This is a genomic window from Devosia limi DSM 17137 (genome assembly GCF_900128975.1).
Taxonomy (GTDB): domain Bacteria; phylum Pseudomonadota; class Alphaproteobacteria; order Rhizobiales; family Devosiaceae; genus Devosia; species Devosia limi.
In genome coordinates this window covers 30,153-48,025 of record NZ_FQVC01000013.1, presented here as the reverse complement: position 1 = coordinate 48,025, position 17,873 = coordinate 30,153, and the positions used below count along the sequence as shown (strand labels likewise).

General features: G+C 64.0%; 16 protein-coding genes. 1 reads left to right on the top strand and 15 read right to left on the bottom strand.

Translation table 11 applies throughout. The features are described from left to right. Positions 1–30: 30 nt before the first annotated feature. Positions 31–1,026 carry a LacI family DNA-binding transcriptional regulator gene (locus BUA69_RS17240; RefSeq protein WP_046134687.1) on the top strand — a complete coding sequence of 332 codons (996 nt, stop codon included), beginning with the start codon at positions 31–33 and terminating at the stop codon, positions 1,024–1,026. Positions 1,027–1,036: 10 nt separating this feature from the next. Here the strand turns inward: BUA69_RS17240 and BUA69_RS17235 are convergent, their stop codons facing one another. The 15 genes from BUA69_RS17235 to BUA69_RS17165 form a co-directional block, all read right to left on the bottom strand. After that, on the bottom strand, positions 1,037–1,969 hold the full coding sequence (locus BUA69_RS17235; protein ID WP_046134688.1) for a 3-hydroxyacyl-CoA dehydrogenase NAD-binding domain-containing protein: 933 nt from the start codon (positions 1,967–1,969) through the stop codon (positions 1,037–1,039). Positions 1,970–2,065: 96 nt separating this feature from the next. Continuing rightward, positions 2,066–3,238: a mandelate racemase/muconate lactonizing enzyme family protein gene (locus tag BUA69_RS17230; protein ID WP_046134689.1), complete on the bottom strand. Its 1,173-nt coding sequence runs from the start codon at positions 3,236–3,238 to the stop codon at positions 2,066–2,068. A 63-nt stretch (positions 3,239–3,301) separates the two neighbouring features. Beyond that, positions 3,302–4,792, bottom strand: coding sequence for a M81 family metallopeptidase (locus BUA69_RS17225; protein ID WP_244468725.1), 1,491 nt, complete (start codon positions 4,790–4,792; stop codon positions 3,302–3,304). After that, on the bottom strand, positions 4,789–5,817 hold the full coding sequence (locus tag BUA69_RS17220) for an ABC transporter ATP-binding protein (protein WP_046134690.1): 1,029 nt from the start codon (positions 5,815–5,817) through the stop codon (positions 4,789–4,791). Before BUA69_RS17220 ends, BUA69_RS17225 begins: the two co-directional genes overlap by 4 nt. Further along, positions 5,814–6,809 (bottom strand): ABC transporter ATP-binding protein, encoded by a 996-nt coding sequence (locus tag BUA69_RS17215; RefSeq protein ID WP_046134691.1) that lies wholly within the window; start codon positions 6,807–6,809, stop codon positions 5,814–5,816. The genes BUA69_RS17220 and BUA69_RS17215 overlap by 4 nt, the downstream gene beginning before the upstream one ends. Before the next feature lie 2 nt (positions 6,810–6,811). Then, positions 6,812–7,684, bottom strand: a complete 873-nt coding sequence (locus BUA69_RS17210) for an ABC transporter permease (RefSeq protein WP_046134692.1) — start codon at positions 7,682–7,684, stop codon at positions 6,812–6,814. 4 nt (positions 7,685–7,688) lie between these two features. Continuing rightward, positions 7,689–8,633: an ABC transporter permease gene (locus BUA69_RS17205; protein WP_046134693.1), complete on the bottom strand. Its 945-nt coding sequence runs from the start codon at positions 8,631–8,633 to the stop codon at positions 7,689–7,691. 57 nt (positions 8,634–8,690) lie between these two features. Next, positions 8,691–10,232, bottom strand: coding sequence for an ABC transporter substrate-binding protein (locus tag BUA69_RS17200; protein ID WP_052950457.1), 1,542 nt, complete (start codon positions 10,230–10,232; stop codon positions 8,691–8,693). 90 nt (positions 10,233–10,322) lie between these two features. After that, positions 10,323–11,366, bottom strand: a complete 1,044-nt coding sequence (locus BUA69_RS17195) for a succinylglutamate desuccinylase/aspartoacylase family protein (RefSeq protein ID WP_046134694.1) — start codon at positions 11,364–11,366, stop codon at positions 10,323–10,325. 281 nt (positions 11,367–11,647) lie between these two features. Next, positions 11,648–12,385, bottom strand: a complete 738-nt coding sequence (locus BUA69_RS17190) for a GntR family transcriptional regulator (protein WP_046134695.1) — start codon at positions 12,383–12,385, stop codon at positions 11,648–11,650. A 78-nt stretch (positions 12,386–12,463) separates the two neighbouring features. Next, positions 12,464–14,263, bottom strand: a complete 1,800-nt coding sequence (locus tag BUA69_RS17185; RefSeq protein ID WP_046134696.1) for an IlvD/Edd family dehydratase — start codon at positions 14,261–14,263, stop codon at positions 12,464–12,466. A gap of 25 nt (positions 14,264–14,288) precedes the next feature. Beyond that, positions 14,289–15,197: an aldose 1-epimerase gene (locus BUA69_RS17180; RefSeq protein ID WP_052950458.1), complete on the bottom strand. Its 909-nt coding sequence runs from the start codon at positions 15,195–15,197 to the stop codon at positions 14,289–14,291. 6 nt (positions 15,198–15,203) lie between these two features. Continuing rightward, positions 15,204–16,346, bottom strand: a complete 1,143-nt coding sequence (locus BUA69_RS17175) for a mandelate racemase/muconate lactonizing enzyme family protein (protein WP_046134697.1) — start codon at positions 16,344–16,346, stop codon at positions 15,204–15,206. A 16-nt stretch (positions 16,347–16,362) separates the two neighbouring features. Next, positions 16,363–17,163, bottom strand: a complete 801-nt coding sequence (locus BUA69_RS17170) for an SDR family NAD(P)-dependent oxidoreductase (RefSeq protein WP_046134698.1) — start codon at positions 17,161–17,163, stop codon at positions 16,363–16,365. A gap of 9 nt (positions 17,164–17,172) precedes the next feature. Then, a complete protein-coding gene (locus tag BUA69_RS17165; protein ID WP_046134699.1) occupies positions 17,173–17,871 on the bottom strand; it encodes a GntR family transcriptional regulator in 699 nt (232 codons plus the stop codon). Positions 17,872–17,873 lie beyond the last annotated feature (2 nt).

Here is a 17,873-nt window from a genome sequence, read left to right as displayed (position 1 = left end):
ATGCAGGGATGCGGGGAGAACCGTGCAAGCATGACGCAACGCAAGACGCCACCAACAATCAACCAAGTTGCGGCCGCGGCCGGCGTGACTAAATCCAGCGTCTCGCGCGCCTTCACCCGGCCCGAAATGCTCAGCGCCGAAACCGTGCGCAAGATTTTCGTGGCGGCCGAGCAATTGGGATATGTTCCCAATCACACGGCCCGGGCCCTCAGCACCGGCCGGCACGGCAACCTGGCGCTGATCGTGCCTGATGTGGCCAACCCGTTCTTCCCGCCACTGATCCGCGCCGCCCAGTCCGAGGCCGACCGCTTCGACTATTGCGTCTTCCTGGGCAATTCCGACGAGAACCCCCAGCAGGAAGACAAGCTCATTGGCCGCTTTGCCGGCCAGGTCGAAGGCTTCGTGCTTGCTTCTTCGCGCCTCGGCGATGAGCAGATCGTCGCCCATGCCGCCCGCCGCCCGGTCGTGCTGATCAACCGCGATGTCGAGGGCATTCCGCGCGTTCTGATCGACAGCGGCACGGGCGTTGCCGAGGCGGTGGCCCACCTCGCCGCCCTGGGGCACAAAAAGCTCGTCTATGTCGGCGGCCCGCACGGCTCCTGGTCCAACAAGCAACGGCGCGGCGCCGTGCGCCGCTCGGCGCGCGAACTGGGGCTTGAGGTCAGCGTTATTTCCAACGAATTCGCCGCTTTCGAATCCGGCCGCAAGATTACCGCCAGCGTGCTGGCCACTGGCGCTACCGCCGCCATTGCCTTCGACGATCTGACCGCGCAGGGCATGCTGGCCGAACTGGCCGATCTCGGTGTCTCCGTCCCCTCCGATTTTGCTGTGGTCGGCTGCGACGATGTGCTGGGCGCCGCTACCTACCCTTCGCTCACCACGGTTTCAAACCGCTCGGTGGAAGCCGGCAAGGCCGCCCTCTCCCTGCTGATCGACATCCTGCAGAACCAGGCCATCCGCGACGTCCGCTACGTCCTCAAGACCAACCTGGTCATCCGCAAGACCACAGGCCCTGCCAAGGGATAGCGCGCCGCCGCTATTGGGCCGGACGCGCCATCGTTGCGATCTGGCGCAGGAAGCGATCACGCTGGTCCTGCAGGTCGTTGATGGCGAGTTGCCCATAGGCCGCCTCGACGCCGTCGATCAGCGCGGCAATGGCCTCCGGCGTCAAATCGGGCCGGCCCAGATCATCCCACCAGGATTGCACCGGCCCGCCGAGATGGTCGATGAAGGCGGCAATCCCGCCGGCGCCGCCAGCCAGATGGAAGGTCAAAGCCGGTCCCATGCCGGCCCAGCGCATGCCAGGGCCATAGACCATGGCCGCATCGATATCGCCGACGCTGGCAACGCCCTCGAGCACCAGATGGACTGCCTCGCGTAGCACGGCGGCCTGCAGGCGATTGGCGATATGGCCGGGCACTTCCTTTTTGAGATGAATGGGGCGCTTGCCGACCGCGGCATAGAACTCGATTGCCGCTGCCGCCTGCCCTGCCCCGGTTGCAGCGCCGGAGACGACTTCGACCAGCGGCATCAGGTGGGGCGGATTGAACGGGTGACCGATGAGGAACCGCTCGGGATTGCGGCAATGGGACTGAAGCCGCCCGATCAGCAATCCGGAGGAACTGGACGCCACCATGACCTCGGGGCGGATGATGCTTTCAAGCTGCTGGTAGAGCTCGATCTTGAGGTCTTCCCGCTCCGGGCCGTTTTCCTGCACGAAATCCACGTCGGCGAGCTGGTCCAGCCGGTCGGCCACCAGCACATTGCCGATGGTGACCCCCGGCAGTGCCGGCAATTGGGCGGCCATAGCAGCGATACGATCGGCAAGCCCAAGGCGAACGGTGGACTGGGGATCAAACACCACAACGTCGAGACCGCGCGTGATGAAATAGGCGGCCCAGCTGGCGCCGATTGTACCGGCGCCAACGACGCCGATCCGCTGGATGGTGTCTGAACCGAGCTGCGTCATGAGATATCCCCCTCATCAATATGCAGAGCCGCGAGCGCGGAGTGGTCTCCGGCATCTCGCGGCTTTGCGTTCAGGTCAAGCTATCCGGCTTGCCGATCAGTAGGTTGGCGTCGAAAACACCGTCTTGCCAGCCACCTTGATCTCGATATCGACGGCGTATTGTGTCAGCGCCTTGGGATTGATCTGGATACCCAGGCCCGGTGCATCCGGAATGATGATCTCGCCATTGGCATTGGGCGTGATGTGGTTGAGCGTGATGTCGCGCGCCAGTTGCTGCAGCGTCGTTGGGTATTCGCAGATCGTGTGATCCCGAAGCCCGGCGAAGGGTTGCAGCGATGCGGACAAAGCCAGGTTCGAGGTGAAGGTGTGGTTGATATAGGTCACCCCGCGCTTCACCGCGTAATCGGCCACTTCCTTGGCCGGCCACAGCCCGCCAATGCGGCCGCAATCGATCTGGATATAGCCGACGCCGCCGAAATCGATCAGGTGCTCGGCCATGTGGCGGTTATGGGCCGCCTCGCCGCCAGCGGTCTTTACGGTCTTGGTGCGCTTGCTGAGCTCCCCATAGGCGAGGTAGGCGGAGCCGTGGAAGGGCTCCTCGAAGAAGGTGACGCGGTTACGCTCCATCGCGTCGAGGCGAAGTGCGGCGGCGTCCACGTCTTCGCCGAAGATCTGGCCGGCATCGATGAGCAGGATGCCATCGGCGCCCAGGCCCTCGCGGGCGGCGTCGAGATGGGCGATGTCGCCTTCCAGCGAGTCACCGAAGGGTGCCCAGCCGAACTTGGCAGCCTTAAAGCCGAGGCCGCGCATCTCTTTGGCACGCGCCAGGGTTTCCTGCGCAGTCGTGCCGAACAGCACCGAAGCGTAGGGAGTCTTAGGGTAGGCCTTGTCGTAGCCCAGCAGCTTCCAGGTCGGCTCGCCGCGGACATGGCCCAGCAGGTCCCACAGGGCCATTTCGATGCCCGACCAGGTGTGGGCGGCCTGCAGCAGATCCATGCTGTTATAGGCGACGACTGCCGCCATGCGCTTGATGTCCTCGGGACCATCGAGGGTCTGACCGAGGACCGAGTCCGCTACCGGACGGCAGGCGCCGTGGGACATGGGGCAGACGAAAGCCGCAATCGAGGGGAGCGGCGCGGCTTCGCATTCGCCCCAGCCGACATGGCCACCAGCCGTGACGCGCACGACCAGCGCATCCTGGCTGCCATCGGCGGCTGTGGTGACTTCAGGCATTGCCAGGTAGAAAAAGTCCACACTGTCGATTTTCATTTTGCCGCTATTACCTTGTTACTGAACGAGAGTTTCCGGGCCTTTGCCCGGTTGTGGGAGAAGTCAGGCGCCGCGCCGGTAAAGGACCGGTTGGGCGGTGAATTGGGTATCGGGTTCGATGGGATAGATCGGCCGGGCACAGAGCTGGTGACCGAGCGAGGCGACATTGGCCGAGGTGGAGCCTGGGGCATCGACATTGAAGTTCTTGGCCACCCAGGCGTCGTACATGTGGAATTCGGTATGGGGCGACTTGACCACGATCAGGTCGAAATCCTGGGGATCGACACCATTGGAATAGTAGAACGCCCGGTCGAACAGGAAGGCCGGCTTGCTCAGCACCACGACGGTGAAGTTATCGAAGGTCAGCACGGCGCAGCGGCCGCCATCGAGCGGCAGGCCCATGGTTTCCAGCCTGGTCAGGCCGCGCGAGAGGCTCTCGACCGTGGCGGTCACCATCATTGGCGTGAAGCGTCCGCTATCGACCGAGCCCCCTAATGGCACAGTGATTGTTGCCCCTACCCCTGCCGCATGGGCGGCCTCGGCGGCGTCAGCATCGACAATCTGCGCCAGCACGCGCTTGCTGTAACGACCTGCCTGCAAGGCCTTGAGCAGCTCATTGGAATCGCCGCTCGCCCCCGATGAGGTCGCATCGGCAGCGTCGGTGAACAGAACAGGCCCTTCGATATGCTGCGCCAGGGCAACCGCCTTGTCCGGCGCGATCAGCTTGCCAACCAGACGATGGCGACCCGCCCACATTGCATCGGCAAGTGCGGTGGCGGCATTTTGCGCGAAGACCGCATCGCTTTCGGCCACGACAAGCGCCTGGGTGCAAAGCTCGGGCGCATCGGTGAATGGATTGCCGATCATCACGCCGGCGGCCAGAGCGCTGCCATTGCGTTCCAGCAATTGGCCCTGGGCCAGCACATCGCCATACCAGCCGGTCTTGGTGATGCATTCATCGCCGCGCGCCAGCAGTGGCACGACGACGCGAGCGATCACCGGCTTCAGGCCGCGGTCGACAATATCGAGTAGCAGCTTGGCCGCGCGCTCGCCGGTGTCGGCAAAGTCCATATGCGGATAGGTCTGGTAGATGGTCAGGCCATCGACCTGACGGATCATCCGGTCGGTCAGGATGCCATGCAGGTCGAGCGAAATGACGATGGGAATGTCGGGACCGAAAGCCGCGCGCACTTCCTTGAGCAGATAGCCTTCCGGATCCGGCTCCCCCTCGGCACCCATGGCGCCATGGAGGGAGAAGTAGATCGCATCGACCTTGCCGACATGCGGCTTGATGGCGGTCAGCAATTGCTCTGACAGCTGGTTCCAGCCTGCGGCCGACAGGATGCCAGCGCTGCCGGCGCGGGCGGAAATGGTCGGGACGACGGTCACATCCGGCCGTGCCTCGAACACTGTCAGCGCCCCACCCACCGACGTGTTGAGCTTCCGCCACGCCAGCAATTCGTCGCCCTCGGCAATGGAGAAATCGGCATATTGCGAGGGCAGCGGATTGAAGGAGGAGATTTCCTGCATGCATTCCGCGATGAGGATTTTCACGACGAGGCTCCCATGATTTGGCTTGGCACGCGCGGCATTACCGGCAGGGTGCCGTCTGAAACGAGATGGCAGGCAACGGAGCGGCCATCGGCCTGCACCACCAGCGCGGGGTCCTGCGTGCGGCAGCGATCCTCGGCAAAACGGCAGCGCGGCGCGAAACGGCAGCCGGGCGGAATGGCCGAGGGGCTTGGCACATCGCCCTCGAGCTTTTCGCGATTGCGGACGGCGCGGGGATGCGATGGCGGGATCGCCGAGAGCAGAGCCCGCGTATAGGGATGGGCCGGGGCAGCGAAGAGCTGGTCGGCATCGGCCAGTTCGACAATCCGGCCGAGATACATCACCGCCACGCGGTTGGAGATGTGCCGCACGACCGAAAGGTTGTGCGAGATGAAAAGGTAGGTCAGGCCGAGTTCGCGCTGCAGGTCCTGCAGCAGGTTGATGATCTGGGCCTGTACCGAGACGTCGAGCGCCGAAACCGCCTCGTCGCAGACGAGGAATTGCGGATTGAGCGCCAAAGCCCGGGCGATGCCGATGCGCTGGCGCTGACCGCCGGAGAACTGGTGCGGATAGCGCGCGGCGGCGGCCTTGGGCAGGCCGACGAGATCGAGCAGCCTCGCCACGCGCTGCTCGCGCTCGGCACCGCTGGCAATGCCGTGGATGGCGAAGGGTTCGCCGATCACTGTGCCGACGCTCATGCGCGGATTGAGCGAGCCGAACGGGTCCTGGAAGATGATCTGCAGGTCGCGGCGGCGCTCGCGCAGTTCGGCGGCGCCGAGGCTGGTCAGGTCCTGGCCCTTATGGAGCACCTGGCCGCCAGTCGCCTCAATGAGGCGCAGGAACAGCCGTCCGGTGGTGGACTTGCCGCAACCGGATTCGCCGACCAGTCCGACGGTTTCGCGGGCATGGATGGCCAGATCGACGCCATCGACCGCCTTGACGACGCTTTCCGGGCCGCGGCCGAAGACGCCCTTGCGGGAGGTGAAATGTTTGGTGAGGCCGCGGGCCTCGATCAGCACATCATTCATGACGCATACCGCTCCGCAGGCGTTACGGGGGCGGGATAGCCGAAGGGGCGGAGGCAACCGACGCCCTGCCCCGGCAATAGCGGCATAACCGGCGGCGGGGCGATGCGGCACACGTCCTGCACATAGGGGCAGCGGGTGGCGAAGCGGCAGCCATGGGGCATGTTGCCGATGCCGGGCACGGTGCCGGGAATGGTGGTCAGCCGCTCGCTTTTGACGTCGAGCGAGGGAATGGAGGCCAGCAGCGCCTGCGTATAGGGATGGGCCGGCGCGTCGAACAGGGTTTCGACCGGCGCAATCTCGGCGACGCGGCCGGCATAGAGCACCATGACGCGGTGGGCCATTTCAGCGACCACGCCGAGGTCATGGGTGATCAGCATTACCGACATCTGCGTCTCGCGCTGCAGGGTGCGCAGCAGATCGAGAATCTGGGCCTGAATGGTCACGTCCAGCGCCGTGGTTGGCTCATCGGCGATCAGCAGCTTGGGCTCGGAGGCCAGGGCCACGGCGATCATCACGCGTTGGCGCATGCCGCCCGACAGTTCGTGCGGATAGGCATCGAGCCGTGCTGCGGCGGCCGGAATTTCCACGCGCTCGAGCAATTCGAGCGCGCGGCGGCGGGCCTTTACCTTGTCCATGCCCTTGCGCAGGCGCAGCACTTCCTCGATCTGCTCGCCAACCCGCATGATCGGATTGAGCGAGGTCATCGGCTCCTGGAAGATCATGGCGAGGTCACTGCCCCGGCGGCCCCGCCAGGCGGCAGCGCTACCGGCAGTCAGGTCCTCGCCATCCAGCCGGATGGTGCCCGTGCTGCGCCGGATGGGCTTGCCGAGAATGTCCATGATGGTCATGGCCAGCATCGACTTGCCGCTGCCCGACTCGCCGACGACGCAGAGCACCTCCCCCGCCCCAATCGTGAAGGAGACGTCCTCCAACACGCTTGGGGCATGGGGCGCGTAGCCCGCCACTGTCGTCAGTGCATTTACTTCCAGCATGCCTAAACCTTGATCCGGGGGTCGAGCACGTCCCGCAGGCCATCGCCAAGCAGGTTGAGCCCAAGCACGGTGAACAGGATGATGAGACCAGGGAACAGCGTCACCCAGGGCGCCTCAACCATGAAGTCGCGGCCATTGGCGATGATGCCGCCAAAGGTCGGAGCCGGCGGCGGTGGACCGACACCAAGGTAGGAGAGCACAGCTTCGGCCAGGATCACCGAGGCAAAGACATAGGTTAGCCGCACGATTAGCGGCGCCAGCGAATTGGCGAGGATATGGCGGAAGAGGATGCGCGCGTGCCCCGCGCCGAGCGCTCGGGCGGCCTCGACATATTCCATCTCGCGCACCACCAGCACCGAGGCGCGCACGATGCGGGCCGTGTGCGGCGTGGTGGCGATGCCGAGCGCCAGGATTACATTGGGGACCGAAGCGCCCAGGGTTGCCGCCACGGTGATGGCGAGGAGGATCGACGGGAACGCCATCAGCGCATCCATGAAGCGCATGATGATGTTGTCGAGCCGCCGGAAATAGCCGGCCGCGGCCCCGATCAGCGTGCCGAATACGCCGGTAAAGATGACCACGGCAATGCCGATAGTGAGGGAGAGCCGCCCGCCGTAGATGACGCGGGTTAGGATATCGCGACCGAAATGGTCGGTGCCGAACCAGTGCTCGGCGCTGGGCGGCTGCAGCCGGGCCCGGAAGTTATTCGCATTGGGCTCATAGGGCGTGATGACATCGGCAAACACGGCCAACAGCACCACGAACAGGAACAGCGTCGCTCCGATGACGAAGCTGCGGTTATCCAGCAGCCGTGACATGAAGGTCAGGAACGGCGACTGGGCCTTGGGGAGCGCATCCAGCGCCTGAGTGGACACGGGGCTACTCAAGACGCACCCGTGGATCGACAGCGGCGTAGAGCAAATCCACCCCCAGATTGATAAGCAGGTAAATCAGCGTGAGAAACAGCAGCCCACCCTGGATCAGCGGATAATCGCGGCTGAGGATGGCGCCGATGATGAGGCGCCCCACTCCGGGCAAGGCAAACACCTGCTCCACCACCACGGCGCTGCCGAGCAGGGCGCCGGCGATGATGCCCGTCACGGTCAGGATCGGCATCATGGCATTTGGCAGGCCGTGGCGCGTAACGACGTAAAGCTCGCTCAGGCCCTTGGCATGGGCGGTGCGGATGAAATCCTGATTAATGACGTCGAGCATGGCCGAGCGGGTCATGCGGGCGATGAAGCCGATCTGCACCACGGCCAGCGTCAGCGTCGGCAGCACCATGGAGGACAGCCAGGCAGCCGGATCCTGCATGAACGGCACATATCCGCCCGACGGGAACCAGCCGAGCTGCACGGCAAAGACGACGATCAGCAGCAGGCCCAGCCAGAAATCGGGGACCGACAGGCCCAGCAGTGCCAGGGTCATGACCGTCTGGTCGGCCCAGGTGCCGCGCCGTGTGGCGGCGAAGACGCCAGCGGCAACGCCAAGCAGCACGGCCAGCACCAGGGCCATGGCGGCCAGGGTCAGGGTCAGCGGCAGCCGTTCGAGGATGGCGGTCAGTACGGGCGTCCGCATCAGGATGGACTGGCCCAGATTGCCCGTCAGCACCTGGCCATACCATTCGGTGACCTGCAGCAGCGGCGGCTTGTTGAGGCCGAGATTGTCGCGCAGCGCTTCGACCTGTTCCGGCGTGGCGCTGGCATCGAGAAATGCTGCCGTGGGATCGCCGGGAATGATCCAGATCACGGCAAAGCTGAGCAGGGATACAAAGAACAGAACGGGCAGGACGGAGATGATCCGCCGGATTAGATAGTTACGCATCGAACTCCTCCTTTCCGTGATCGATGGCGCCGCCGGAACGGCGCCACTCCAATGGCGCTATTGCGCCAGGGTCACGCCCCACATGCGCGGGATACGGAAGGAGACGAAGTTCTCGACCTTGTCATTGGTCACCTGGAACAGGCCGTAATTGCCGGCCTTGATCGCCACCATGTTGTCGAACATGCGCTGCTGGAACTCGGTGAACAGCGCCTTCTTGGCGTCGTCGGTGAGCGCGGCGTTGAATTCGCCGGCAATGCGATCGATCTCGGGATCGGGCACCATCTGGCCGCTGCCGCCAACCCAGGCGGACATCACGGTGCCGGGGCCTTCAAAAGGCTCGATGCCAAAGCCGTGGGTCCAGAAGTTCCAGCCATTCGGGGTGAAACCGATCTTGGAGGTGGTTGGCCAATCGGCCACCGAGATGTCCATCTTGACGCCGATGGCTTCCAGCCGCGACTGCACGACCGTTGCCACGTCCACATTCGGACGCAGGTTGTCGGTGATGAAGGTCACCGTCTCGCCGTTATAGGCAGACTGGTCGAGGAAGGCCTTCGCGGCTTCGAGGTCGGCGACATTGTACTGGTCGATACCAGCAGAGGTGGCGAAAGGCGAATTGGGGAACACCCAGCCGCCATCGACCTGATTGATGTCGGCATAGGAGATTTCCATGATCTCTTCCATGTCGAGCGCCGCCTGCACCGCCTTGCGGAAGTTGACGTCGTCGGTCGGCGCCAGGGCATGGTTGAACTTGATCACCTGGAAGGCAAACGGCAGCACGTCATGGATGATGTATTTGGGATCGGCGCGCAGGCGTTCCGCTGTCGGCCCGTCGACGGTTTCGACAATCTGCACGGCCCCCGATTCCAGCGCCGCAGTGCGCGCACCGGCTTCGGGGATGAAGCGGAAGGTGACCTTGTCGATCAGCACTTCCTTCTTGCCGGCCAGGCCGTCGCGTTCGGTATAGGCCGGGTTTGGAACGTAGTCGGCGAACTTCTCCAGCGTGACGTGGCTATCGGGGATGTATTCCACGAATTTGAACGGGCCGGTGCCGATATAGTCGATCTCATTGGCACCCTTGGCGGCTTCCTCGGCCGGATAGATGGCCAGCGGCGCGCGGGGCGAGGAGATGTTGTCGAGGAAGACGGACTGGGGCTCCTTGAGCGTGATGACGACATTATAGGGGCCATCGGCGGCCACGGTGTCTACCGCAGCGACCAGGGTCTTGGAGACGCCGATATCGCGATAGCGCTCGATCGAGGCCACCACGTCTTCGGAGGTCATCTCCTTGCCATTGTGGAACTTGACGCCTTCGCGCAGCTTGAAATTGTAGGTCTTGCCGTCTTCGGAGACGGTCACACTCTCCGCAAGGTCGGGAACCGCGTCGCCGTTTTCGTTGCGGGCATAAAGCGTTTCATAGACATGCAGCGTGATATTGCGCGCCACCTGGGCATTGGTGACATGGGCATCCAGCGATGGCGGGCCCTGCACCGATGCGATGATGATTTCGCCGCCGGGCGTCTGCGCAAAAGCTGCAGGCACGATGGCGATGGACGCCATCAGGCCCATTGCGAGGCCGAGACTTAGCTTCTTCATGTTCATTGATAACCCTCCCAGAAGGGGCCGTGGCCCCGTTGCGTTAAGTGCGGGCGGCGGCACCCCACGCGCCGCCGCCCGCATTCGCGATCAACTTCAGGTCGCGGCCTGTCGTTCGTCGTATGGGCTCATGATCACGCTCACCACATCGCCGCGGGCGACGCGGCCGGGGCCAGCGGACATCCACAGCACGCCATCGCGCTGGTAGTTCACCTGGATCGGATCGCGATCGATATCTTCGACAAAGTGTAGCCAGCCAGCCGGATCGCCGGCCTTGACCGCCTCGCCAACCACATTGGTGGGCTCGAACAGGCCACCGGCGGGCGCGAAGGAATAGGCGGCGGGATCGCGCACCATCATGTGCCTGGTGGCAGGCGAGCCATCGCGCTGCGTGGTATCGACCTTGCCGTCGATGACGCCGAAATGCTTGAGGATATTGTCGATGCCGCGCCGGCCAATACGGACGCCTTCGACGCTCACCCTGCCCCAGCCACCCAGTTCGGTGCCCAGCGAAATGGCGCCGCGCCGCTCGACGCAGGAGGTGAAGGTGGCGCCTTCGTCGACGCCCCAGAACACGGCGTTATAGGGCGCACCGAACGCAGTCGCCGCATCCATGGTCTTCTGGCGCGTATCGGGATTGGACACGTAATGCATGTTGGTCGATGGCATGGAATCGCAGCTATGGCCGGCTGTGTGCAGGTCGACCGACACGTCGGCCAGCGGCAGGATGTAGCCATCGAGGAAGTGCGCCAGCATCTCCGAGAAGGTGCCCTTGGCATTGCCCGGGAAGCAGCGGTTCATGTCGCGGTTATCGACCGGGCTCAGCCGCGTATCGTTGAGCACTGCCGGAATATTGTAGGCGGGGATCATGATGACCCGGCCCTGCACCTTGGCGGGATCCAGCGTGCGCGCCAGGCGCGAGATGGCAATCGGCCCCTCATATTCGTCGCCATGGATACCGCCGGTCAGCAGGATGGTCGGTCCGCTGCCGTTCTTGACCGAGATGATCGGAATTTCGACCACGCCCCAGCCAGCAGTGTTGCGCGACAGCGGCGCGCGCAGATAGCCCGCCTGCCGCCCGTCGGCGTCAAAATCTATCGGATTGGTGATGCGGCTCTTTTCGACTTGCAATGTGCTCATGCGGCTCACTCCCCTCAGTGATCGTATGATTGTATACCAATTTCTGCAGCGTCAATGCGCCTAAAGGCTATTCGCCCACAAATCTGCATACGGTATACCGTATGTCAATAAGCCAGATGTCTAGCGGGGTTTGTGCACAGGGCAAAGGGTGGGAAAGCGGGGCTTTGGGGCGAACGACTGGGGCGGTGGCGGCGCTAGCGGTGTCATTCCCGCGCGGTGCAAAAGGCGATTCCCGCCTGCGCGGAAATGACCTTGTGAAGGTTTGAGGGCGAGAGAAAAGCCTAGGTCCGCAGCTTCCGGCGCTCGGCGATTATTGCATCGAAATCAATGCTATGGGCGAAGACCACGATATGGTCGTGCAGCTCGCTTGCGACCATATCGACATCGCCGCTGGCGAAGGCATCAATCAGCCGGTCATGCTCGGCAACGATTTCGGCCATCGGTTTGCCCAAGGTGGCGAGGCCGCCAATGACGGTCACCTGCCGGGCCAGCGATTCCCACAATACAGAGAGCACCGGATTGCCGCCGAGTTCGCAAAGCGTGCGGTGGAAGGCGGCGTCGGCCAGCGCAAAGGCATAGACATCCTTCCGCGCCGCCACGAGCGCCAGCTCGTCACGGGCAGCGCGCAGACGGGCGAGTTCGGCGGGGCCGTTTCGGCCGGCCTCGATAGCGCGGCGGGCCGCCAGAATTTCGAGATTGGCGCGGACATCGAGCACCTGCTCGAGCCGCTCGTGGCTGACTTCCATCAGCCTGATGCCCTTATAGGGCGCACTGGTCACCACGCCCTGGCTCTCGAGAATGCGCAGGGCCTCGCGGATCGGCACGCGGCTCATGCCGAGGGCCTTTGCCAGCTCGGCTTCGACGATGCGGTCTCCGGGCAGGATGACGCCGCGCGTGGCGCCCGAAATGATCGCCGCGACGGCCAGGTCCACCATGGTCTGCGGTCGCGCCGCCTCCCATTTCGGAGCGGCGATATCAGGCAGATCATCTGGCGTCTTGGTCGGGGTCGGGCGGGGCATATGTCACGCGAATGCGAATGGGCTTGCAGGATGGTATACAATCGACCATCCCACAAGTCCCGTTCACACGCGTGACGCCTAGTGATTGTCGCGTGGCAGCCCCTTGGTCTGGGCGATGCGCTGGTAGTTCACCGCCGGCTTGAGCACGCCGCCATTGCCGAGTTGGTCGACCAGACCGCGCTGGATTTCCTGCCATGGCGTCTGGTGCGGTGGGTATTTGAAGCCACCCGCATCGTTCAGGGCCTCGCGCCGCGTGGCAATTTCGTCGTCTGAAATCAGGATGTTAGCCGTCCCCTTGTTGAGGTCGATGCGCACCCGGTCGCCGGTGCGGATGATAGCGAGATTGCCGCCAGCCGCTGCTTCTGGCGTGGCGTTGAGGATCGAAGGTGAACCCGAGGTGCCGGACTGGCGGCCATCGCCGATGCAGGCCAGCGCGGTAATGCCCTGTTTGATCAGATAGGCCGGCGGCCGCATGTTCACCACTTCGGCGGCGCCGGGATAGCCGATGGGGCCGGCACCACGCATGAACAGCAGGGTATGCTCATCAATCTCCAGCGCGGGATCATCGATCCGGTGGTGGTAGTCCTCGGGACCATCGAAGACCACGGCCTTGCCCTCGAACATGCCGGGATGGGCCGGATCGGACAGATAGCGCTCGCGGAACTCGGACGAGATCACGCTGGTCTTCATGATAGCGTTGTCGAACAGATTACCGCGCAGCACGATGAAGCCGGCATCGGCCTTGAGTGGATTGTCGAAACGGCGGATGACGCGGTCATCCTGAATGGGGCGCGTGGCGCAGTTCTCGCCGATGGTCTTGCCGTTGACGGTCAGGGCGTTCTCATGGATGAGGCCCTGCCCCATCAGCTCGTTGATCACCGCCGGCACGCCGCCCGCGTGATAATAGTCCTCGCCCAGATATTCGCCGGCCGGCTGAAGGTTGACCAGCAGCGGCACCTTGTGGCCGATGGCCTGCCATTCATCGATCTCCAGCTCCACCCCGATATGGCGGGCGATGGCGGTGATGTGGACCGGCGCATTGGTCGAGCCGCCGATGGCGGAATTGACGACGATGGCGTTGCGGAAGCTGTCCTTGGTCAGGATATCAGACGGCTTGAGGTCCTCATGCACCATGTCGACGATGCGCTTGCCGGTGCGCCAGGCCATTTCCTGACGGTCGCGATAGGGTGCGGGGATGGCGGCGGAGCCGGGTAATTGCATGCCCAAGGCTTCGGCCAGCGAGTTCATCGTGGTGGCGGTGCCCATGGTGTTGCAGAAGCCGGTCGATGGGGCGGAGCTGGCCACCAGATCAATGAATTCGGAATAGCCGATCTCGCCGGCGGCCATCATTTCGCGGGCCTTCCAGACGATGGTGCCGGAGCCGGTCCGTTCGCCCTTGTGCCAGCCGTTGAGCATTGGGCCGACCGATAGTGCGATGGCTGGGATGTTGACCGTGGCGGCGCCCATCAGCATGGCGGGGGTGGTCTTGTCGCAGCCGATGGTGAGCACAACGCCGTCGAGCGGATAGCCGTAAAGCACTTCGACGAGGCTGAGATAAGCGAGGTTGCGGTCCAGCCCGGCGGTCGGGCGCTTGCCGGTTTCCTGGATCGGATGGACCGGAAATTCGATGGCAATGCCACCGGCCTCGCGGATGCCTTCGCGGACGCGTTGCGCCAGCACAATGTGGTGGCGATTGCAGGGGCTGAGATCGGAGCCGGTTTGGGCAATACCGATGATCGGCTTGCCGGACTGCAGTTCCTCGCGCGAAATGCCGTAGTTCAGATAGCGTTCGAGATAGAGCGCCGTCATATCCGCATTGTCGGGATTATCGAACCAGGCGCGCGAGCGCAGCTTCTTCTCCCCATTGTCCAAAGTCATGCCTCTTCCCTTTGATATGGCGCCCTCAACCGCGCGCGTTGGTGTTGGTCAGAATGCTCATGCGAATGCTGCCGCCGACGCTCGCGCCCGGCGCCAGGATGTGCACGCCGGGTGCAACCTGGCCGTCCTCCAGACCATCGAAGGCGCTGGTCGCATTGGTCTGCGGCTCAAAGCAGACGATGTCGGGGCGGTTGGGCGGAACGTGGAACATCAGGTGCTCGAAGATGCCGTCCCCGGTCAGGACCAAGCCCATATTCAACCGCGGCCACGCGATCTCGGCACGGCCATCCCAGCCGGCGTAACAGGTGTTGGTGTAGTGCGGCGGTGGCTCGCGCCAATCGCTGTAGTCCGCGTCTTCCGGCACTGGCACCAGGGCCTCGGCATGCCCCTCGCTGTCTTCCAGCCAAAGGCCGGTGGCGCCAAACCGCACCAGCGCCTGACCATGGCGCGGAAACCATGGATGCTGACCGAAACTGAACGGCATCGCCTGCTCGCCCAGATTGGTCACCTGCGTATGGACGCTCAGCCCGTCACTGGTCAGGACGAAGCGCTGGACGGCGTTGTAGCGCCAGACACTGTCGACGCTGGCATCGTCCAGAACCAGTTCGGCAAAGTCGTCGCCATGTGCGCTTACCGCCCAGCCCGATTGCCAGCCGGAGCCATGATAGTTCAGCCTCGCGCCAGCCATGTTGGGCTGCACTTCATAGGTGCGACCCTCCAGGGTGAATCGATTGTCCCTGATGCTGTTGGCGAAGGGCACCATCGGGAACATGCCGGAATAGAGCGCATGCGGCGTTGCGCCCTCCGGGACCTGAAGCGGGCGCAGCAGGTCGATGGCGCCCAGCCGAAAGCTGGCGACGCAGCCACCCAGAGCCGGTGCCAGTTCGACACGAAGCTCCCCTGCTGCCAGATGCAGACGATGGGTGGCTGCCACTGAACCCTAGCCGCCCAGCACGCGGTCGGAATTGCGGGTGACTTCGCGCAAGGCGTCGCGATTGAGCGAAATGCCCAGTCCAGGGCCATCGGGAATAGCCAGCATGCCATCGGCATCGAGCGACCAGCCGCCTTCGGTGATTTCGTCGATATAGGGCGAGCCGCCGATATATTCGACGAGATCGGCGGTCGGGATGGCGGCGGCGATCTGCAGATCCGCAGCCAGGCCGACGGCGGTGTTCCAGCCGTGGCCGATGTAGCGAATGCCAAAGGCGTTAGCCATGCGGGCGATCTGGATCTGCTCGGAAATGCCGCCCACCTTGGTCACGTCGGGTTGCACGATATCGAGCGCGCGCTTTTCGAACCAGGGCAGGAAATTCTGCCGGCGGGTGATGCATTCGCCGGTGGCAATCGGCACCGGGCTGCGTTCGCGCAGGCTCCGGAAATCATCGACCGCGTCGGGGCGCAGCGCTTCCTCGAACCAGTGGACGTCATAGTCACGCAGCATCTGGGCCGTATTGACCGCCCAGTTCAGCCCATTGGGCCAGAAGGCATCGCTGGCGCCGGCATCGACCATCAGCAGGCAATCGTCCCCTGCCCCTTCGCGGGCCGCGCGGACGATCTCCTCGTCCAGCTTGCGGCTTTCGCGGCGGCCGAACGGGCCCCAGCCAATCTTGATGGCGCGGAAGCCTTCGGCGCGGAAATGGGCGGTGCGCTCGCGCATCAGCTCGGGCATTTCCATCAGGATCGAGGCATAGGCCTTGACCTTGGTGCGATAGGTGCCGCCGAGGAGACGCCCGATCGGCTGGCCGGTGGCCTGTCCGAACAGATCCCACAGGGCAATATCGATGCCACTGATCGTGTGGGTGATGCTGCCGCCATGGCCCATCCAGAAGGTGTTCTGGTGCAGCTTTTCGCTGACGCGCATCGGCTCGATGGCGCTTTCGCCAATCAGCAGCGGTCGCAAGACCGCCAGCGCCGCATCCACGAGCCGCGCATCGGTGAAGACGCTGCCGATGCCGATATGACCGTCATCGGTGTGCACCACCACCAGCGCGTGGATGGAGTCATCGGGATTGATCTCGTTGGACCAGCCACCCTTCGGGGTCTTGCCGAACAGCCCCAGGGCTTCGACTGACTTGATCTTCATATTCGTTGGTCCTTGGTCAAAAAGTGGCTGAGACGCCGCCGTCGACCAGCAGCATCTGGCCGGTCACGTAGCGGCAGTCGTCACCACAGAAAAAAGCGGTGGCAGCGGCAATGTCGTCAGGCTGCGCGGCCCGGCGGAGCGGGATGCGGCCATATTTGATGTAGATGTCCTTGAACCAGTCGGTCTCATGCTCGTGGTCGCCACTGGGCATCAGCGCCATGCGGGTATCGACGAAGCCGGGGCAGATGCAGTTGACCAGGATGCCATCGGGGGCGAGGTCGACCGCCAGCGCGCGGCTCATATTGACCACCCCGCCCTTGGCGCTGGAATAGGCCAGGCTGTCGACCGTGCCGCGCACACCCTGGATAGAGGCGATGTTGACGATGCGCGGATGTGGCGACTGCTTTAGGAGCGGCAGCATTTCCAGCGTTACCGCCAGTCCGCCGTTCTGGTTGACCTCCTGGATGCGGCGGAAATGCTCCATGGTCAGATCGGCCAGCGGGGTCGAGTCCAGCACCGCGGCGTTGTTGACCAAAATGTCCAGCCTGCCCCAGCGGGCGTCAACGCACTGGGTCAGCGCGGCGATCGAGGCCGGATCGGTAATATCGAGCGCGATGGCGTGCGCATCGTAACCAGCTGTGACGAAGGATGCGGCGACCTCGTGGGCGAGATCGGCATCGCGGTCGGCGATCAGGACCGTCGCGCCGAGTTCCATCAAGCGCCCGGCAATGGCCTTGCCGATGCCGCGTGCGCTACCCGTTACCAGCGCCATGCGCCCGGCGAGGGCGGGGACTGGATTGCGAACCGTGTTGCTCATGCTGTTCCCCTAGTCCTGCGCATCGTCGCGCGTTGCCGGCGGCGAGAAATGCCGGACCAGCATGGCGCCGATATCCTCGGCCTTGCCGCTCTTGAGAAAGACGATGAGATCCTCGTGCAGCTTGACCTCGCCCTTGCGATCAAAGGCTTCGCCCCAGTCGCGGCAGAAGACGATCAGCATGTGCTGGGCCAGCCCTTCCCAGATCTGGGCGGCCAGCTCATTGCCGGAATGGCGCGCCAGCGTGCGGTGGAACTCAAGATCGATGGAGCCGAGCGCTACCGGGTCTCCCGAATTGGACAGCGCCGCCATTCCCGCCACGCAGTGTTCGAGATCAGCCAGCAAGCTCGTGTTGTCACGCCCCTCGCGCATGATGTGCTGCAGGATGATGGTCTCAACCGCAAGGCGCAGCTCCAACAGCTCGGCAATGCGCTGCGGACTATAATCGGCAACACGCAGGCCGCGCTGTTCGCCGCCGACCAGGATGCCGCGCACTTCCAGCTTTTGCATCGCCTCACGCGCCGGCACCCGGCTGACATTGAGCGACTGGGCCAGATCGGCTTCCGTGATGCGCTCGCCGGCCAGCTTGTCGCCGCGGGCAATCGCCATGATCAGGCGTTCCTCCACCTCTTCGGCGGTGGTCTTGGCCCGGCGGATCGGCGATAGCGCCGGGGCGGGTCCGCGGGTGTCGCGTCCTGTTGTACTGGCCATCT

Bases quoted from the DNA above. Each gene is read 5' to 3' on its own strand.
- BUA69_RS17240 (WP_046134687.1), top strand. From the start codon at position 31: ATGACGCAACGCAAGACGCCACCAACAATCAACCAAGTTGCGGCCGCG.
- BUA69_RS17235 (WP_046134688.1), bottom strand. From the start codon at position 1,969: ATGACGCAGCTCGGTTCAGACACCATCCAGCGGATCGGCGTCGTTGGC.
- BUA69_RS17230 (WP_046134689.1), bottom strand. From the start codon at position 3,238: ATGAAAATCGACAGTGTGGACTTTTTCTACCTGGCAATGCCTGAAGTC.
- BUA69_RS17220 (WP_046134690.1), bottom strand. From the start codon at position 5,817: ATGAATGATGTGCTGATCGAGGCCCGCGGCCTCACCAAACATTTCACC.
- BUA69_RS17215 (WP_046134691.1), bottom strand. From the start codon at position 6,809: ATGCTGGAAGTAAATGCACTGACGACAGTGGCGGGCTACGCGCCCCAT.
- BUA69_RS17205 (WP_046134693.1), bottom strand. From the start codon at position 8,633: ATGCGTAACTATCTAATCCGGCGGATCATCTCCGTCCTGCCCGTTCTG.
- BUA69_RS17200 (WP_052950457.1), bottom strand. From the start codon at position 10,232: ATGAACATGAAGAAGCTAAGTCTCGGCCTCGCAATGGGCCTGATGGCG.
- BUA69_RS17195 (WP_046134694.1), bottom strand. From the start codon at position 11,366: ATGAGCACATTGCAAGTCGAAAAGAGCCGCATCACCAATCCGATAGAT.
- BUA69_RS17190 (WP_046134695.1), bottom strand. From the start codon at position 12,385: ATGCCCCGCCCGACCCCGACCAAGACGCCAGATGATCTGCCTGATATC.
- BUA69_RS17185 (WP_046134696.1), bottom strand. From the start codon at position 14,263: ATGACTTTGGACAATGGGGAGAAGAAGCTGCGCTCGCGCGCCTGGTTC.
- BUA69_RS17175 (WP_046134697.1), bottom strand. From the start codon at position 16,346: ATGAAGATCAAGTCAGTCGAAGCCCTGGGGCTGTTCGGCAAGACCCCG.
- BUA69_RS17170 (WP_046134698.1), bottom strand. From the start codon at position 17,163: ATGAGCAACACGGTTCGCAATCCAGTCCCCGCCCTCGCCGGGCGCATG.
- BUA69_RS17165 (WP_046134699.1), bottom strand. From the start codon at position 17,871: ATGGCCAGTACAACAGGACGCGACACCCGCGGACCCGCCCCGGCGCTA.